The 17,482-nt window shown below is 66.1% G+C and carries 7 protein-coding genes; 3 read left to right on the forward strand and 4 right to left on the reverse strand.

All coding sequences use genetic code 11. The features are described 5' to 3' along the window. Positions 1–44: 44 nt before the first annotated feature. Genes AB7A72_RS20720 through AB7A72_RS20735 form a run of 4 tightly spaced genes read right to left on the reverse strand, consistent with a single transcriptional unit; the run spans position 45 to position 4,740 of the window. Positions 45–782, reverse strand: coding sequence for an SDR family oxidoreductase (locus tag AB7A72_RS20720; protein WP_369461030.1), 738 nt, complete (start codon positions 780–782; stop codon positions 45–47). Then, a complete protein-coding gene (locus AB7A72_RS20725) occupies positions 779–1,954 on the reverse strand; it encodes an acyl-CoA dehydrogenase family protein (RefSeq protein WP_369461031.1) in 1,176 nt (391 codons plus the stop codon). Before AB7A72_RS20725 ends, AB7A72_RS20720 begins: the two co-directional genes overlap by 4 nt. Beyond that, entirely contained in the window at positions 1,951–3,648 is a 1,698-nt protein-coding gene (locus tag AB7A72_RS20730; RefSeq protein WP_369461032.1) for an AMP-binding protein, read from the reverse strand. Before AB7A72_RS20730 ends, AB7A72_RS20725 begins: the two co-directional genes overlap by 4 nt. A 9-nt stretch (positions 3,649–3,657) precedes the next feature. Next, positions 3,658–4,740 carry a cyclase family protein gene (locus AB7A72_RS20735; protein ID WP_369461033.1) on the reverse strand — a complete coding sequence of 361 codons (1,083 nt, stop codon included), beginning with the start codon at positions 4,738–4,740 and terminating at the stop codon, positions 3,658–3,660. A gap of 136 nt (positions 4,741–4,876) precedes the next feature. On the opposite strand from AB7A72_RS20735, the gene AB7A72_RS20740 reads away from it, so the two are divergent. The 3 genes from AB7A72_RS20740 to AB7A72_RS20750 all read left to right on the forward strand — a co-directional run bounded on the left by AB7A72_RS20740 (position 4,877) and on the right by AB7A72_RS20750 (position 17,108). Further along, entirely contained in the window at positions 4,877–5,674 is a 798-nt protein-coding gene (locus tag AB7A72_RS20740) for an IclR family transcriptional regulator (protein WP_369461034.1), read from the forward strand. 98 nt (positions 5,675–5,772) lie between these two features. Continuing rightward, positions 5,773–6,858: a TerB family tellurite resistance protein gene (locus AB7A72_RS20745; RefSeq protein WP_369461035.1), complete on the forward strand. Its 1,086-nt coding sequence runs from the start codon at positions 5,773–5,775 to the stop codon at positions 6,856–6,858. A gap of 518 nt (positions 6,859–7,376) precedes the next feature. Next, entirely contained in the window at positions 7,377–17,108 is a 9,732-nt protein-coding gene (locus tag AB7A72_RS20750; RefSeq protein WP_369461036.1) for a beta strand repeat-containing protein, read from the forward strand. Positions 17,109–17,482 lie beyond the last annotated feature (374 nt).

Consider the following 17,482-nt stretch of genomic DNA (forward strand, 5'->3'; position numbering starts at 1 on the left):
TCCTTTTTGTGGTGTTGCCGTGTCCAGAGGCCCCTCTGAAATCGCTATATCCGGGTGGCGCTGATCGTCAGTCCTCCATCGATATGCAAGGTCTGGCCGGTGATGTAGCCGGCCAGCGGATGCAGCAGAAAGTCGATCGCATGGGCGATCTCCACCGGCTCGGACACCCGCTGCAGCGGCACGGCAGCGAGCAGCGCCTCGGTCTGCGGCGCGCCGGGCGGGCTGGCGGTCTTGAACAGTTCGGTGGCCACGGGCCCCGGGGCGATCACATTGACCGTTATCTGGTCCGTGGCCAGCTCCAGCGCCCAGGTGCGGCTCATGCCGATGACGGCGGCCTTGGTGGCGCTGTAGGCGGTGCGGTTGGGCTTGCCCAGCGCGGCGCGCGACGAGATATTGACGACCCGGCCAGCGCGCGCCTGGCGCATGCCCGGCAGCAGCGCCTGCATGCACACCAGGCAGGCGTTCACGTTCAGCGCCATGGCCTCGTTCATGTCGGCCACGCTGGTGTGTGCCAGGTCGGTGGTGTGGGCCAGCGCGGCGTTGTTGACCAGGCCGTAGAAGGGGGCCTGTGCGGCCAGCTGCTCGACCTGCTGGCGCGTGCCATCCAGGTCCATCAGGTCGCAGGCGATGAACTGCTCATCGGAGCGGGCGTCGGCAGGGATGCTGCGGGCCAGGCCAATGGTCTGGTAGCCCTTGTCGGCCAGGTAGCGCATCGTGGCGCGGCCAATGCCCCGGCTCGCGCCAGTGACCAGAACGCGGGGTTTGCGGGAGCTGTCTGTCATGCCAGGCCTTTCAATATCTGCCGACCGATGATGGTCTTTTGCACTTCGGTGGCGCCTTCGTAGATGCGCATCGGGCGGACTTCGCGGTAGAGGCGCTCGACCACGCTGCCGCAGGTGATGCCCATACCGCCCCAGAGCTGCACGGCCGCATCGACCACCTGGAAGGCGGCCTCGGTGCCCTGCATCTTGGCCATCGCCGCCTCGGTGCTGATGCGGCGCTGGCGCACATCGCGGCACCAGGCGGCCTTGTGCACCAGCAGGCGCGCGGCTTCCAACTGCGTGGCCATGTCGGCCAGCTTGTGCTGCACGGTCTGCATCTCGGCCATGGCCTGGCCATAGAGCTGGCGCTGGCTGACCCGCGCCAGGGTTTCGTCGAGCGCACGCTGGCCCATGCCCAGCGCGGCGGCACCGACGGAGCTGCGGAAGATATCGAGCACGCCCATCGCCACCTTGAAGCCTTCGCCGGGCTGGCCCAGCAGGCGGTTGGCGGGCACCCGGCACTGCGCGAAATGGATCTCCGCGAGCGGATGGGGCGCGATGATGTCGATGGTGCGGTGGATGCGCAGGCCCGGGGTGTCGGCATCGACGAGCAGGGCCGACAGTCCGCTGGCACCCTTGGCCTCTTCGGTGCGCGCAATGACGACGTAGAAGTCGGCGATGCCGCCGTTGGAGATATAGGACTTGGCGCCATCGAGCAGATAGTGGTCACCTTGGAGCACGGCACGGGTCTTGGTGGCCGCCACGTCCGATCCGCCATCGGGCTCGGTCAGCGCAAAGGCTGCGACTTTTTCGCCCTGGCTGCAGGCCTGCACATAGGGCTGAACCAGCGGTGCATCCCCTTTCTGCCAGAGCGCGGCGCTGCCGATGCCCTGCATGCTGAAGACAAAATCGGCCAGCGGCGCGTAGTAGCCCAGGCATTCGCGCACCAGGCAGATTGCGCGCAGGTCCACCGCCGCTGGCATGCTATCGGCCATCGCCGGCGCGGCGTATTCCAGCAGGCCATGCTGGGCGAGGCTCTGCAGCCAGTGGCGGCATTCGGCCTGCAGGTCCTGCGGCGTTTCATCGGCCAGGCGCGCGCGGTTGTCGCTGATCCAGCGGTTGAGCCGGGCGATGACCTCGTCATGCCGTTCGTCAAAAAAGGGCGTGTCGGCCAGGGTCCATGGCTGCTTCATGCGGTGGCCTCCTGGGCGAGCAGGCGCTGGGCCAGGTCGCGCAGCTCATTGCGTTTGACCTTCTTGCCATTGGGCCCCATCGTGTAGGGAAAGGTGTCGACCCGGAAGATGCGGATGGGCACCTTGTAGCGGGCAATCTGCTGCTGCAGCTGGGCCTTGATGGCCTCTTCATCCCAAGCTCCACTAGCGCTGTCGCTGGGCTCCAGCACAAAGGCTACCGGGCGTGAGCTGCCCGAGGCATTGACCGCTACCACCTGGCAGGCGCTGGCGCCGCTCAGGGCGATCACCGACTCCTCGATCTCGGCGGGGTTGACCAGAAAGCCGCCGATGCGCAGCACATCGCCCAGGCGCGAGATATGGGTAAAGCCGCCGTCGCCATTGAGGTAGCCCAGATCGCCGGAGCGCAAATAGCCGTCATCGGTGAAGGCCTGCTGCGTGGCCTGTGCATCGTGCAGGTACTGTTGCATCAACGTGGGGCTGTAGAACTCCAGCTCGCCGGGCTCCTGTGCGCCGGCGAGGGCGCCGGTCTCCAGGTTGCGCACGCGCACCCGCGCCTGCGGGCAGACCGGAAAGCCGCCCGATTGCGCGCGCCGGGGCAGGGGCGCGGCCGGGTCCTGGTGGGCAAACAGCGCAAAGGTCTCGCTCATGCCAAAGCAGCCGACCATCGGAATGCCGAACTGCTGCGCAAGGGCCGGCAGCGCGTCGAGCCCGGGCACAAAGTTGGCATGGCCAAAAAAGCGCAGCGCCTGCGGCTGCCAGCCTGCGGGCAGATCGGCAATGAGCTTGTCGACCATGTCATTGGTGCCAAACATGTGGGTGATGGGCTCGTGCTGCAGGCAGGCTGCGGCACGCGCGGTATCGAACACCTCATGCAGCACCAGGCAGGCGCCTGCGGCCAGGGTGGCCATTGCGGCGGTGTAGCCAAATGCCCCGCACAGCGGCAAGGCCAGCAGGCTGCGGCAGCCGCTGTCGATGCCAAAGCCGGGTGCCACATCCTGCGCATGCTGGGCCACGCTGGACTGGCGGTGCACGATGAGCTTGGGCTGGCTGGTGGTACCTGACGAGGACAGGATGATGCAGGTCTGGTCGCCCTGGCAGGCGCTGTTGTTCTGGGGCGTTGCGGGTGCTGCCATCAGCGTTTGCCAGGGCTGGATGGGCAGCGCCGTGCCAGCGACTTGCATTTGGCCTGGGTTGCTGTGGGCCGGGCCCAGGCTGGCATCGATCAGGCACTGCAGGCTGCCGCCTTGCTGCGCCAGGATTTGCGCCAGGCTGTTGCCCGGCAGCAGGCTGCCCGCACTGGCGGCAGCGCCATTCATCACCGCCAGCGCATTGGCGGTGGCGCGGTCAAAGGCCAGTGCCTTGCAACCCGAGCGGTCGATAAAGCTGCTGATTTCCTTGACGCCGAGCTTGAGGTTGAGGCTCAGGGTGGTGATGCCCAGTTCGGCGCAGGCCAGGTGCAGCAGCAGCCAGTGGGGGGTATTGGGCAGCCACAGGCCCAGTACATCGCCGGCCGCGAGGCCTTGCTGGCGCAGGCCGTTGGCGCATTGCTGTACCTGGCTGCGCAGCTGCGCATAGCTGTGGGTGCTGCCGCCAAACTGCAGCGCGGGCGCGTCGTCGGCGCCCAGTGCCAACAGGCTGCGCACATCGTTGGCCCGCGCGCTGCTGGGCGCGCTGGCCATGGGTTGGGAGGTCATAGGCGGCCTTCAGACGGTGGCGACCGGAGTCACGGGTGAGCCCACGGCACCGGGCAGGCGAAGCGCCGGTGCGGTCAGCATGAAGCGGTAGCGACCATGGGCCTCCAACCACTGCGCCAGAGGATGCAGGTACCAGAGTTCACCAAACGGCATGCCGAGCTTGAACAGGCAGAGCTCATGCAGCGGTAGAAAGGCGCAGTTGCCATCGACCGGCCGGCCCGGCACCGATTCGATGCCGTAGTTGTCGGCCACCAAGGTGGTGATGTGGCTGTCGATGATCCACTGCTGCAGCTCGGGATCGCGCCCATCGAGCACCGCGCCAACGGTCTCGGGCATGTCCGGCTTGGGGGGGCCATCACAGGCAAGCAGCAGTTCGCTGAAGCCGGTGTAGAGCGCCACGATGTCGCCCTGGGTCACCTCGATGCCGTCGGCCTGCAGCACCTCCTTGAGCATCTTGCCCGACACCAGGGTGTGGCCGTCGCCAAAGTGGCGGCGCAGGTTGACCAGCACGCCCCGGCCCTGGATCGCCTGCTCGGCCAGGCGCTCCACGCCCAGCGCCTTGGCGCGGGACTGGCCGCCCATGTCCGGCAGGTCATCGGGCGCGAGGATGTCGATGCCGGCCTGGAAGCCGTTGTAGTAGACCAGTTCGTCCACGCCATCGCCATCAATGTCGAAATGGCTTCCCACATGCGACAGCGCATCCCATTGCGTTGAGTACTGCAGGTAGAGCTCGGCATAGTCGTCGCTGACCACGTCGGTGTAGAGCGGGTTCTCGCGCGACAGCGCAAAGTTCAGGCCCGGGCCCAGCGGCCGGCGCGAGGGCTTGATGATCGGCGGGTGGCGGCGCGGGTTGAGCGCATTGCCGCCGGGCTTGTCCAGTGGCAGGCTCAGGCAGAAGCGCTCGCCGGTCTGTATCTCCCGCGCCGCTTCCTTCACCTTGTCCGCCGTCAGGTAGTTCAGGCGGCCGAGCTGGTCGTCGGGGCCAAAATCGCCCCAGTTCGATTGCGCGGGGCGCTGGGTCCAGCGGGGCGAGCCAGCGCTGCCGACAACAGGGGCGGGGTGCGGGGCATGTACAGGGCGGTAGGCGTTCATAGGGTTTTCCAGATAACGGGGGAGACAGGCGCCGGCAGCCATCTGCATTAGCTTGTGCGGGCCTTGCGGGGTGACGACCAACTATGAAACGGGAGGCGCTGGGATGGCAAAAGCTGGCAGCACAGATGTTCACGATATGAACTCAGGTTTTCCCGGGGCGCAGAGCCCTGCGCGCCTGGTCAAGGTGCTGCGCCTGTTGACGCGCCACCATGTGCAAGGCCTGTCGATTGCCGATCTGACGGCGCTGTCGGGGCTGGACCGGTCGACCGCGCGGCGGCTGCTGATGGTGCTGGTGCAGTCCGGCTACGCGGCCAAGGATGCGGACACGGGCCGCTACCGCCTGGGGGTGGAAGCGATGCTGACGGGGCTGGCCGCGATGGCCAAGCCGCCGATCTTCGGGGTCTGCCACCCGGTGATGGTGAGCGTGGCCCGGCGCACCGGCGATACGGTGTTTCTGATCATCCGCGTCGGCGACTTTGCCCATTGCCTGCATGTGCAGCCGGGCAGCACGGTGCTGCCTGCGCACAGCCTGATGACCGGGCAGATCCGCCTGCTGGGCCAGGGAACGGCCAGCCTGGCGCTGGCCGCCAGCCTGCGCGATGCCGAGCTGGAGCAGATCTTCCAGCGCCGCCGGCTCGACTACGAGGCCGCCGGCATCAGCCAGGAGCGGCTGATGGACATGGTGCGCCAGACACGCAGGCGCGGCCATTCGCTCAGCGTCAACCTGCTGACCTCGGGTGCCACTGGCGTGGGCCTGGCGATCGAGTTCCAGACCGACCACAGCGCGCATATCGCCGCCATCAGTGTGGCCAACCATGATGCGCAGATGGATGCCGCACACCAGGCGCAGGCGCTGCAGGTGCTGCGCGACGAACTGGCCCAGGCCGGCATTGCACAGGTGAGCGGCGGAGCAGGCGATCGCGTAGGACGGTAGCGCAGAGTGGCCGCTGGCAGGCCTGGGTGCGGAACCTGGGCCACGCCCTGGGCTCAAATTGCGTTCTTTTGTGCACTTTGAATGCGGAGCCCTGATCCATGACGACTGAAGAAATGCGTGCCACCTTGACCTTGTGCCTGCTGGCCTCGTTCGCCGATGGCGAAAAGCACGAGCGTGAGCGCGAGCAGATCCGCCAGGTGGCCGAGGGCCTGGCGGCCGACCAGCAGATCAACCTGCCCCACCTCTACCAGGATGTGCTGCTGCGCCGCGTGCAGCTGGGCGATGTGCTGGCGCAGCTGCAGACGGTGGAGTCGCGCCAGCTTGCCTATGAGATGGCGCTGTGCGTGTGCGAAGCCGATGGCAGCACCAGCCCCAAGGAAGCCGCCTTTTTGGCGCAGCTGCGTGAGGCCTTTGGCACGGCGCAGCCGGCGCCATCCACCGCGCCGCCCGCTGCGCCAACGCCTGCGGTTGCGGCAGCCACGGGGATGGCGGCTGCCGCTGCGCTCAGCACACCCCGCGAAGCAGCGCTGGCCGGTAGCCTGGTCGATGCGCCGTTGAATGCTGCCTTGCTTGAAGCCCCGCTGGCGCTGACCGAGCCCGCACCCCATCCGGCAGCGGCAGACCCGCTGGTGCCGGCGCAGACCGAGCGCCGGCCCTCTGCGTTGCCGGTGGAGGCCATGGACCAGAAGATCCTCAAGGCCTCGATTCTCAATGGCGCGATCGAGCTGCTGCCCGAGAACCTCTCGACCTTGGCCATCATTCCGCTGCAGATGCGCCTGGTCTACCAGATCGGGCAGAACTATGGCTACGAGCTGGACAAGGGGCATATCAAGGACCTGCTCGGTGCGCTGGGCGTCGGCCTGACATCGCAGTACCTGGAGCAGGCCGGGCGCAAGCTGCTCGGCGGCTTGCTGGGCAAGGCGGGCAAGGGCCTGCTCGGTGGCTTGGGCAAGCAGGCGGTCAGCAGCGGCATGAGCTTTGCGTCTACTTATGCGCTCGGCCATGTCGCCAACCAGTACTACGCCGGCGGGCGCCAGCTGTCCACCGAAATGCTGAAGAACGCCTACGCGCATGTGATGCAGGATGGGCGCCAGCTCCAGCCGCGTTACCAGGCGCAAATGCAGCAGACCGCCAGCGGCTTGACCACCGCCAAGATCCTGTCGATGGTGCGCGGCGGTCAGTAGGAATATATCTGAATGTAACTGCTCCTGTAGGTCAAAACCTGGAATTTATGCAGGACGATACCGTCGATATTGTCGGACTATATTGATTTCTGTATTTGGTTTTTTGACTGATTTATGCCGAACCCGCCTGCATAGGCGGGTTTTTTTGTTTCAAAAATGCGCTGTGGCATGTCTTACAAAATCCAGCGTTTATCCCACATTTCTCCTCTGAAGGAGTATGAAAACAACCCAAAAGCGCATTGCATCGCAGCAGGTTTGCCCAGGGATTTTGGCAATTTTCTCAGCTGGTGGGAGAGCGGCGCGGAGTTGGATTTGCTTATAGACCGGAACTAGTCGCGGTTATATGTTCTTTCAATAAATTAATTTACTGTTTACCAAAGATTCAAAGTACGGTTGTCCTTGTGAATAGTTGTGTTTGTATCAGCAATCAGCGGCACCTGTCCTCGACCCTCGGTGGATAAGGCCTGAGTGGAACTCAGCCCCTTCCGGCGTCTTGGCGCGGTGTACTAGGAGACGCTATGAACCCGATTGGTGCGCAGAGGACACTTCGCCGTCTGTTGTATGGGGGGCTCGCGAGCCTGGCCCTCATCTGCAGTTTTAACGCTTTGGCGGCATCTACAGGAGCTGGCCGGGCCTATGGCCTGCAGGTGACCGCCGATGCGGCCGGCGTGGGGCTCGGCGTTCCGATTGCCGACACGGGGCCGCGAACCGCGCCACCGGATTTCAATGCGCCCACCTCGGTCCTCAGTGCATCGGTCGCTGCAGGCCTGGGCAATTTGCTGACGGTGCGCACGGGTGTTCTCAACGCCGCCACGCAAAGCAAGCTGGCGCAAAACAGTGTCGTGTCCTCGGCGTCCGTCAATGGCCTGGCCCTCAAGCTCGCCGGGCTGGCGCTCGGGGCCGATACCCTCAGCTCGCAAGCGAAGATGTCCTGCGAAAACGGCGTCCTCAAACCAGAGGGGAGTGCGCAGATCCTGGGCGCCTCGGGCTCGCTGGTGGGTGTCGGTGTGGGGGTCAACACCTCGGTCAATCTGACCATCGGCGTGCCAACCCTCGGGACCATGGTGGGCGTGGTTCTCCACACCAATGAGCAAACACTGAGTAACCAGGGGCGGACGCTGAGCGTCAATGCGCTGCGCGTCGAGCTGGTCGCCACCGCGCTGGGCGCGCATTTGCTTGGCGCATCCGTCGTGGTCGGCAACTCCACGGCCACGATGGCCGACTGCGCGCCGACCGTCACCTTGGCGCCGTTGCCGCTGATCACCACCAGTAACCAGTCCTCGGTCGCCGTCAGCGGAAGCTGCAGCGCCGGCAGTGGCAATGTGGCCATCACGTCCACGCCCACAGGTGCCAATCAGTCGCTGCCTTGCTCGGCCACGGGCAGCTATTCCGGTTCGGTGAACACCACCGGACTGGCCGATGGCCCCGTAACGCTGACGGCATCCCAGTCCCCCGCAGGGCCGGGCAGCGCGGCCAGCCAGTCCACCACCAAGAACACGGCCCCGGTGGTGCAGCCGCCCGTCGTGACGGTCGTCTCTGCGCCACCTATCACCTTGGCCAACCAGGCGTCGTATGGCGTCTCGGGCACCTGCTCGGCCAATGGTGCGGCGGTATCCATCCTGGTGGGCGCAGTGCCCGCATCGGCAACGTGCAACGGCGGCCTTTGGTCGGCCTCCGGTCTCAATGTCACAGCGGTGCCGAATGGGCCGGTCACCGTCACGGCCTCGCAAACGGTCAGTGGTTTGCTCGGCTCGGGCAGTTTCGCCACCAGCAAGGACGTCACCGGTGTGCTGCCCGTGGTGGTCGTTACGTCGGCACCGGCCATCACCGCGGCGAACCAGGCTTCCTACACCGTATCGGGCAGCTGCTCGGTGAACGACAGCAACGTCACGGTCCTGATCGACACCGTCACTGCCACCGTGTCCTGTACCGGCAATATCTGGGCTGCCGCAGGCCTGGATGTCAGTGGGTTGCCCAATGGGCCAGTCACGGTCACGGCCTCCCAAACGGCCAACCTGCTGACGGGTTCCGGCAGTCTGGGAACGACCAAGGATTCGGCCGGCGCCATCCCCGTGGTGACCATCGGCCTGGCACCGGCCATCACGCAGGCCAACCAGACTGGCTATACGGTCTCGGGGACCTGCTCGGTCAATGGCAACAGCGTGGCGGTGCTGGTGGGCGCTGTCTCTGCCTCTGCGCTGTGCACCAACGGCAGCTGGGCCACTGCAGGCCTGGATGTCAGCGCCTTGCCCAATGGTGCGGTCACGGTCATGGCTTCGCAGACCGTGGGCACGCAAACCGGATCCGCGACCCTGGTGACGAGCAAGGACGTGACGGGCACCGTCCCTGTGGTGGCGGTGACCTCGGCCCCCTCGATCACCCCGGCGAATCAGGCGTCCTACGCCGTCTCGGGCAGCTGTTCGGCCAACAGCATCGGCGTCGCCGTTCTGATCGGCTCCCTCGCTGCCACGGCGACCTGCAATGGAGGCCTCTGGTCGTCGGCAGGCGTCGATGTCAGCAGCTTGCTGGATGGATCGGTCACGGTGACAGCCTCACAGACGGTAGGCAACCAGACAGGGTCGGGCAGCCTCTTGACCACCAAGAACACTGTGGTGGAGGCTCCCGTGGTGACCATTGTTTCGGCACCCGCCATCACCGCACTGAATGAGGCGTCCTATACCGTCTCGGGCACCTGCTCGGCCAATGGCACGCCTGTCGCAGTCCTGGTCGGTTCCGTGGCGGCCTCGGCAGCCTGCACCGGCAGCATCTGGTCCAGTTCGGGCATCGATGTCAGCGGCTTGGCGGATGGACCGGTGTTGGTCACGGCCTCGCAGACCGCCGATGGCCAAACCGGATCAGGCAGCCTCGTGACCGCCAAGGACACGGCGGGTATTGCCCCCGTGGTGTCCATCAGCTCGGCGCCTGCCATCACGGCAACCAACCAATCCGCCTATACCGTCTCGGGCACCTGCTCGGTCATGGGTTCGCCCCCCGGCTCGAATGTGGCGGTACTGATTGGCTCCATCCCTGCATCGGCGGTGTGCAATGCTGGGCTTTGGACCACCTCGGCGGTGGATGTGGGGACCCTGCCGGATGGCGCGGTCACGGTGACGGCGTCGCAGACCGACAATGGCCTGACCGGATCGGGCACGCTGGTGATCAGCAAGGACACGGCCGGCGTCGCACCTACCGTTGCGGTTACCTCGGCTCCCCCCATCACGATCGCCAACCAGGCGTCCTATATCGTTTCGGGCACCTGCTCGGTCAACGGCAGCACGGTGAACGTTCTGGTGGGTTCCATCGCCGCATTGCCCCTGTGCAGCGGCGGTGCCTGGGCCACTGCAGGCCTGGATGTCAGCAGCTTGCCCGATGGACCTGTCACGATCATGGCCTCCCAGACCGCCGGTACCCAGACGGGATCGGGCAGTGCAGTGACCAGCAAGAGCGCGGCGGGGATCGCCCCCGTGGTGACCATCACCTCGGCCCCTGCAATCACGGCTGCGAATGAGTTGTCCTATACCGTCTCGGGCACCTGCACGGCCAATGGCACGGGCGTTGACGTTGGCATCGGGTCCCTATCCGCCTCGGCGCAGTGCAACAGCGGCCTCTGGGTCACCGCAGGCCTCAATGTCAGTGGCTTGCCCAATGGATCCGTCTCGGTGGTTGCTTCGCAGACCTTGGGTGGGCTGACCGGCTCGGGCAGCCTGGTGATTGGCAAGGACTCGGTGGGCATTGCCCCCGTGGTCACCATTACCTCGGCCCCCGCGATCACCGCCGCGAACCAGACTGCCTACACCGTCTCCGGCACCTGCTCGGCATACGGCGCGCTGGTGACGGTGCATGTCGGTGAGGTGGCAGCCGTGCCGTTGCCGGTGTGCAATAGTGGGATCTGGTCCACCGCAGCGATGGATGTCAGCGGCTTGCCGGATGAAGCGGTCCTGGTGACGGCTTCGCAGACCGTGAGCGGCCAAACGGGATCGGGCAGCCTGGTGACGGCCAAGGATACGGCCGGTATCGCTCCCGTGGTGACCGTGACCACGGCACCCGCCATCACGGCTGCCAACCAGTCTTCCTATGTCGCAGCAGGCACCTGCTCGGTGAATGGAACCAACGTGGCCGTGCTGGTCGGCGCGGTATCGGCATCGGCGCCTTGCACCAGCAGCGCCTGGTCTACCGCTGCGCTGGATGTCAGTAGCCTGCCCGATGGGTCGGTGACCGTGACGGCCTCGCAGACAGCGGGCGGCCTGACGGGATCAGGCAGTTTGGTCACCAGCAAGGATTTGGCTGGTGCTGCACCTTCGGTGGCGATTAGCTCGGCACCCGCCATCACCGCTGCCAACCAGTCGGCCTATGTCGTATCGGGCAGCTGTTCTGCCAATGGCGCCGATGTGTCGGTTCTGGTGGGCCAGGTCGCTGCGACGGCACCATGCAGCAACGGCGCCTGGACGACCGCCGCGCTGGATGTCAGTGGCTTGCCCACTGGATCGGTGACCGTGCTGGTCTCACAAACGGTCGCCGGCCAAACGGGATCCGCCAGCCTGGTGATCAACAAGGAATCGGGAGGGACCGCACCCGTGGTGAGCATCAGCGCGGCTCCCGAGATCACCGCGGCCAACCAGTCGGCCTATACCGTCTCGGGCACCTGCTCGGTCAACGGTACGGCCGTGGTGGTCCAGGTGGGCGCCCTGTCAGCGACGGCAACGTGCGGCAGCAATGGTTGGACCACCGCCAGTCTGGATGTCAGTGGCTTGCCCGATGGCTTGGTCACCGTGACCGCGTCGCAGACGGTGGGCGGTGGTACGGGGGCGGCGAGCGTGGTGATTGGCAAGAGCACGGGCGGCGCGGCTCCCGTGGTGACCATTACCTCGGCACCCATCATCACGCTGGCCAACCAGGCGTCCTATACCGTGGCGGGCAGCTGTTCGGCCAATGGCACGAATGTGGCCGTCCAGGTCGGCAATGTGCCTGCCACTGCGATGTGTGACGGTGGAAGCTGGTCTGCTGCCGGCCTGGATGTCAGCGGATTGGCGGATGGAGCTGTCATCGTGACGGCTACCCAAACGCTGGGTGGCCTGACCGGGTCGGACAGCGTCGAGACCAGCAAGGCCACTGCAGTGGTGGTTCCGGTCGTGGTCATTACATCGGCACCGGCGATCACCGCCGTCAACGCGGCGGCCTATACCGTCTCCGGTACCTGCTCGGTCAATGGCCAGGCAGTGGCTGTGCTGGTCGGCACGGTAGCTGCCACGGCGCAGTGCAATGATGGCCTGTGGGCCGCCGGTCCTGTCGATACCGGTGGCCTGGCCGATGGTCAGATCACGGTAGAGGCGTCGCAAACTGCCGGTGGCCAGACGGGAACGGTCAGTTTGGTGATCAGCAAGGACACGGCCGGTGTTGCGCCCGCCGTGAGCGTGACGTCGGCACCGGCGATCACCGCAGCGAACCAGTCGGCCTACACCGTCTCGGGTACCTGCTCGGCCACCGGCGAGGCGGTGGCTGTCGAGATCGGCACGGTTCCCGCCTCGGCGCAGTGCAACGCCGGCCTGTGGACAAGCTTGGCTGTGGATGTCAGTGCCTTGCCCGATGGCCCGGTCACGGTGAAGGCCTCGCAGACGCTGGGCGCCCAAACCGGCACGGGCAGCCTGGTGACCACCAAGGACGCGGCCGGCAACGTACCCGTGGTGCGCGTGACGTCGGCACCTGCGATCACATTGGCGAACCAGGCCGCCTATAGCGTCTCGGGCACCTGCTCGGTGGATGGCAGCAGCGTGGCAGTCCTGGTCGGCTCGGTATCGGCATCGGCACAGTGCAATGCCGGCATCTGGTCCTCAGCGGCTGTGGATGTCACTGCGTTGCCTGATGGAGCCGTCACCGTCATGGCCTCGCAGTCTGCCAATGGCCAAACGGGATCGGGCAGCTTGGTGACGACCAAGGAAACGGCAGGCACCGCCCCGGTGGTGACCGTCACTGAGGCACCTGCGATCACCACAGCCAACCAGGCGTCGTACACCGTCTCGGGCACCTGCTCGGCCGACGGCACGCCGGTCGCGGTGCAGGTCGGTTCGGTGGCTGCAAGCGCCCCATGCGCGGGTAGCACCTGGTCCGCCGCAGGCCTCAATGTCACGGTCCTGCCTGATGGAGCGGTCACCGTGACTGCGGCACAGACCGTCGGCAGTGTGCTGGGCTCGGGGAGCCTGGTCACCTTCAAGGACACGGCTGGCGCCGTGCCGGTGGTAACCGTTACCTTGGCTCCCGCCATCACGGCGGCCAACCAGGCCTCGTATGTGGTCTCGGGCAGCTGCTCGGTCAACAGTGCGGCGGTGGCTGTACAGATCGGCTCGGTGTCGTCATCGGCGCCATGCGCCGGGAACCTCTGGACCATCCCGGCCGTGGATGTCAGTGGTCTGCCGGATGGACCGGTCACGGTGACCGCCGCGCAGACGGTTGGCGCGCTGCAGGGATCGGGCAGCCTGGTGACCACCAAGAACACAGGCGGCGTCCCACCCGTGGTGACCATTACCGTGGCTGCCGACATCACGGCGGCCAACCAGTCGGCCTATAGCGTCTCGGGCAGTTGTTCGGTCAACGGCACCAATGTGGAGGTGCTGGTCGGTTCGGTGTCCGCATCGGTGCCCTGCACCAGCGGCAGTTGGATGACCGCAGCGTTGAATGTCAGTGGCTTGCAGGACGGCACGGTCACCGTGACCGCTCAGCAGACGGTGGGCACTCTGGTGGGGTCGGCCAATGTGCAGGTCAACAAGAGCACGGGCGTAGCTACACCCGTGGTGACCATTACGTCGGCACCTGTCATCAACGCAGCCAACGCACCGGCGTACTCCGTCTCGGGCACTTGCTCGGTCAACGGCAGCAATGTGCAGGTGCAGGTCGGCTCGGTGTCTGCAACGGCACCGTGCAATGGTGGCCTCTGGGCGACCGCGGGCATGGACGTCAGCGGTCTGGCGGATGGGCCGGTTGCGGTGACGGCGACCCAAGTGGCTGGTGGCCAGACGGGCACGGGCAGCTTCGCCACCAGCAAGGACACCGCAGGCGTGGCACCGGTGGTGGCGATCACCTCGGCGCCTGTGATCACGGCAGCCAACCAGTCGGCCTATACGGTCTCGGGAACCTGCTCGGCGGATGGCGCCAATGTGGATGTGCTGATAGGCGGCCTCACCGCGTCGGCGGTGTGCAACAGCGGCATCTGGGCGACTGCGGCCATCGATGTCAGCGGCTTGGCCGATGGACCGGTCTCCGTGTCCGCGTCGCAGACGGTGGGTGGCCAGATCGGCTCCAGCGGTTGGGCGACCAGCAAGGATTCGGCTGGCGTGGTGCCTGTGGTCGCCATTGGCTTGGCACCTGCGATCACGGCGGCCAACCAGTCCGCCTATAGCGTCTCGGGCACCTGCTCGGCAAATGGCGCCGCTGTCACGGTGCTGATTGGATCTGTCCCGGCATCGGCGCAGTGCAACGCCGGCATCTGGACGAGCGCGGGTGTGGATGTCAGCGGCCTGCCCGATGGCGCAGTCACCGTCATGGCCTCGCAAACCGCTGGTGGCCAAACGGGATCGGGTAGCCTGGTGACCACCAAGAACGCGGCCGGCGCCGCACCGGTGGTGGCCATTACCTCGGCGCCTGCGATCACGGCAAGCAACCAGTCGGCCTATGGCGTATCGGGCACCTGCTCGGCCGATGGTGCCAATGTGACGGTGCTGGTCGGCAGCATTTCGGCGACGGCCGTGTGCAGCGCTGGCGCCTGGTCCATCGCGGGCCTGGACGTCAGCGGCCTGCCCAACGGACCGGTGACGGTGACAGTGGCGCAGACGGCGGGAGGCCAGACCGGCACCGGCAGTATCGTGACGAGCAAGGATGCGGCTGGCGTAGTGCCTGCCGTGGCCGTGACCTCGGCGCCTGCGATCACGGCGGCCAACCAGACTGCCTATACCGTATCGGGCACCTGCTCGGTCGATGGCGCCAATGTCACCGTGCTGGTCGGCACGATCTCTGCGACGGCCCTGTGCAGCGGCGGAGCCTGGTCCACCGCAGGCATCGATGTCAGCGGCTTGCCCGATGGTGCGGTCGCTGTACAGGTGGCGCAGACAGCGGGCGGCCAGACGGGGTCGGGTGGTTTTGTGACCAGCAAGAACTCCAGTGGGGGCACGCCCGTGCTGGCCATCACTTCGGCGCCAGCGATTGCCTTGTCCAACCAGGTGTCCTACACCGTCTCGGGCACTTGCGCGGCCAGCGGCAGCAATGTGACCGTCGTGGTCGGCTCCCTGTCTGTGTCGGTGCCCTGCAGCGGCGGCACCTGGTCCACGCCAGCGCTGGATGTGCGTGGCTTGCCTGATGGTGCGGTCACGGTGACGGCTTCGCAGACGGTGGCTGGTGCGGTGGTCTCTGTTTCCCAGAACCCGGTCAAGGACACCGTGGCGCCTGTCGTCTCGATCGGCACGGCGCCGAGCATCGATACCTCCAACCAGAGCGCCTACCGCCCTGCGGGCAACTGCACCGCTGGAGACGGCGCCATGACGGTGAAGGTCGGTACCGTCCAGGCTGCAGCGGCCTGCGTCAACGGCAGCTGGACGGCACCGGGCATGGATGTCCGTGGCCTGCCGGATGGCGCGGTTGCCGTGACCGCATCGCAGACGGACCAGGCCGGCAACACGGGCAGCATCACCCGCGAAGTCTCGAAGTCGACGGGCTCTGGCGGTGAGCCGCCCGAGCCTCCGGTGGCCCGGATTGCGCCCCAGAACGGTACCTGGATCATCAGCGATGAGCTCAATGGCGAGCCAGGCCGTGGCATGGGTATCGACATCCAGGACGGCGTGCTGTTCATGCAGGTCTACAACTACCGCCAATCGGGCGAGCCGACCTTCCACACGGCGCTGGGCACCTTGCGCGACAACAAGGTGACCGCTCCGCTGTACTTCTATGAAGGCGGGCGCTTCTTTGGCAGCGAGCAACGCGATGGCCATGCGGCCGGCAGCCCCGGCAATGTGGTGATCACCTTCACCAGCCGCAGCACCGGTACGATCCAGTTCCCCGGCGAGCCGGTGAAGGCCATGCACCGCTTTGACTACGAGAGCACGCCTGCTGGTGTCTTCTCCGATCCGGCCTTTGTCGACCGCTGGGCCATGGTCGAGCTCAACAGCAGCAACCAGCCGGTGCGCAGCTGGTGGGCCGATATCGGCAGCAGCGAACAGGTCTCGATGAGCGAGGACTGGGTGACTGCAGCGATGGGCTGGCCATACCCACCTACTGTGGCGACGGCGGTCCATGGCTTTGGCGGCACCTTGTCGGGCCGTGTGGTGGCGCAATGCAGCTATGGCGGCCGGGGTCTGGTGTTCAACTGCGCGGGCAACCGTGCGGGAGCTAACGGTGCGCCGGCGATCGCGATGACGATGAAGCGTGGTGTGGACCAGCTCAGCGGCACCGTGAAGGAGGGCGGTGGCGAGACCCGGCGCCTGGTGGGCTTCCGCGTGGCGCGTGCAGCCTACGCCTGGCAGGACAACCAGCGCGTGCGCACCAGCTACTATGCGCCGGGCTACCTGCCCGAGTCGGGGACCTGGGTCGTCAGCAGCGAGTTGCGGGGCCTGCCTGGCCGCGGTATCTCCATCGAGCTGCAAAAGCCGCTGCACCAGGAAGACCACCTGTTGTTCATGTCGGTGTACGACTACCAGAGCGACGGTAAGGCCACCTTCCACAGTGTGCTTGGCGCGCATGACCCATCGACCACGCCCGAGCCCCACACCCCCGACCTGCCCACCGTGCAGTACCAGGGCGGGCGCTACTTTGGTGGCCCGGCTGCGATCGCAGGCTTCAAGGCGGATGCGGGACTGACCCAGTCGATCCACTTCAGCGCGCCGTCGGTGGGAACGCTGGCCTTCCCGGGTGAAGAGCCGGTGCAGATCGAGCGCTTCTACTACGGCCTGAACAAGGGATCGGCCCAGTCGCTGCGCGGGTCCTGGTCGGTGATGTCTGCGACCGACGCGATGCCAAGCCGTATCTTCCGCTTCCAAAAGCGCGATGAGCACTCGGTGATCGATACCGACTCGGGCTATGTCTGTGTCGCGGAAGTGCTGCGCCAGTACAACTTCCACTGCACGGGTCCGTCGGGATCACCCGCCTTCCGCTTTGTCGCCGGCTTCTACGGCGCCAGTACCGGGATCGTAGGTGACGACGAAGATGCCCCCGCCATCACGGTGGTGCGGGTGACCGACACCAATGGTGAGATGGTGCAGGCGGGCGACTGAGCGCAGAGGCCACCGCTGGCCTGGCAAGGCGCAGCGGTGGCTTCCGAGCCGGGTGGCGGTCGCGGTAATAGCGATGGTGTGCGGGGGCGACTGGCTGACGCGCTGTTGCAAAATCGGCATTGAATCTATGCCAGTATGTAACCGCTGCTGTAAGCCGGCGCCTTGATTTGACGGTGGAAGGCGCTGTCAGACATGTCAGGCGCCGCAGGCTGGAGACGGCTCCAGCGCCTGTTTTCCCGCTCCCCCGTACCGCGTGCCCACCGTGATGGTGGGCTTTTTGCTGGCTGCGATTGCATTACAAAAAGCAGCATTTATGCGGGATTTCTCCTCTGAAAACAGCGTTGGAATAGCGGGGAGTGCGACTGAAGCGGGCA

Source organism: Comamonas sediminis (assembly GCF_041107495.1).
Taxonomy (GTDB): domain Bacteria; phylum Pseudomonadota; class Gammaproteobacteria; order Burkholderiales; family Burkholderiaceae_C; genus Comamonas; species Comamonas sediminis.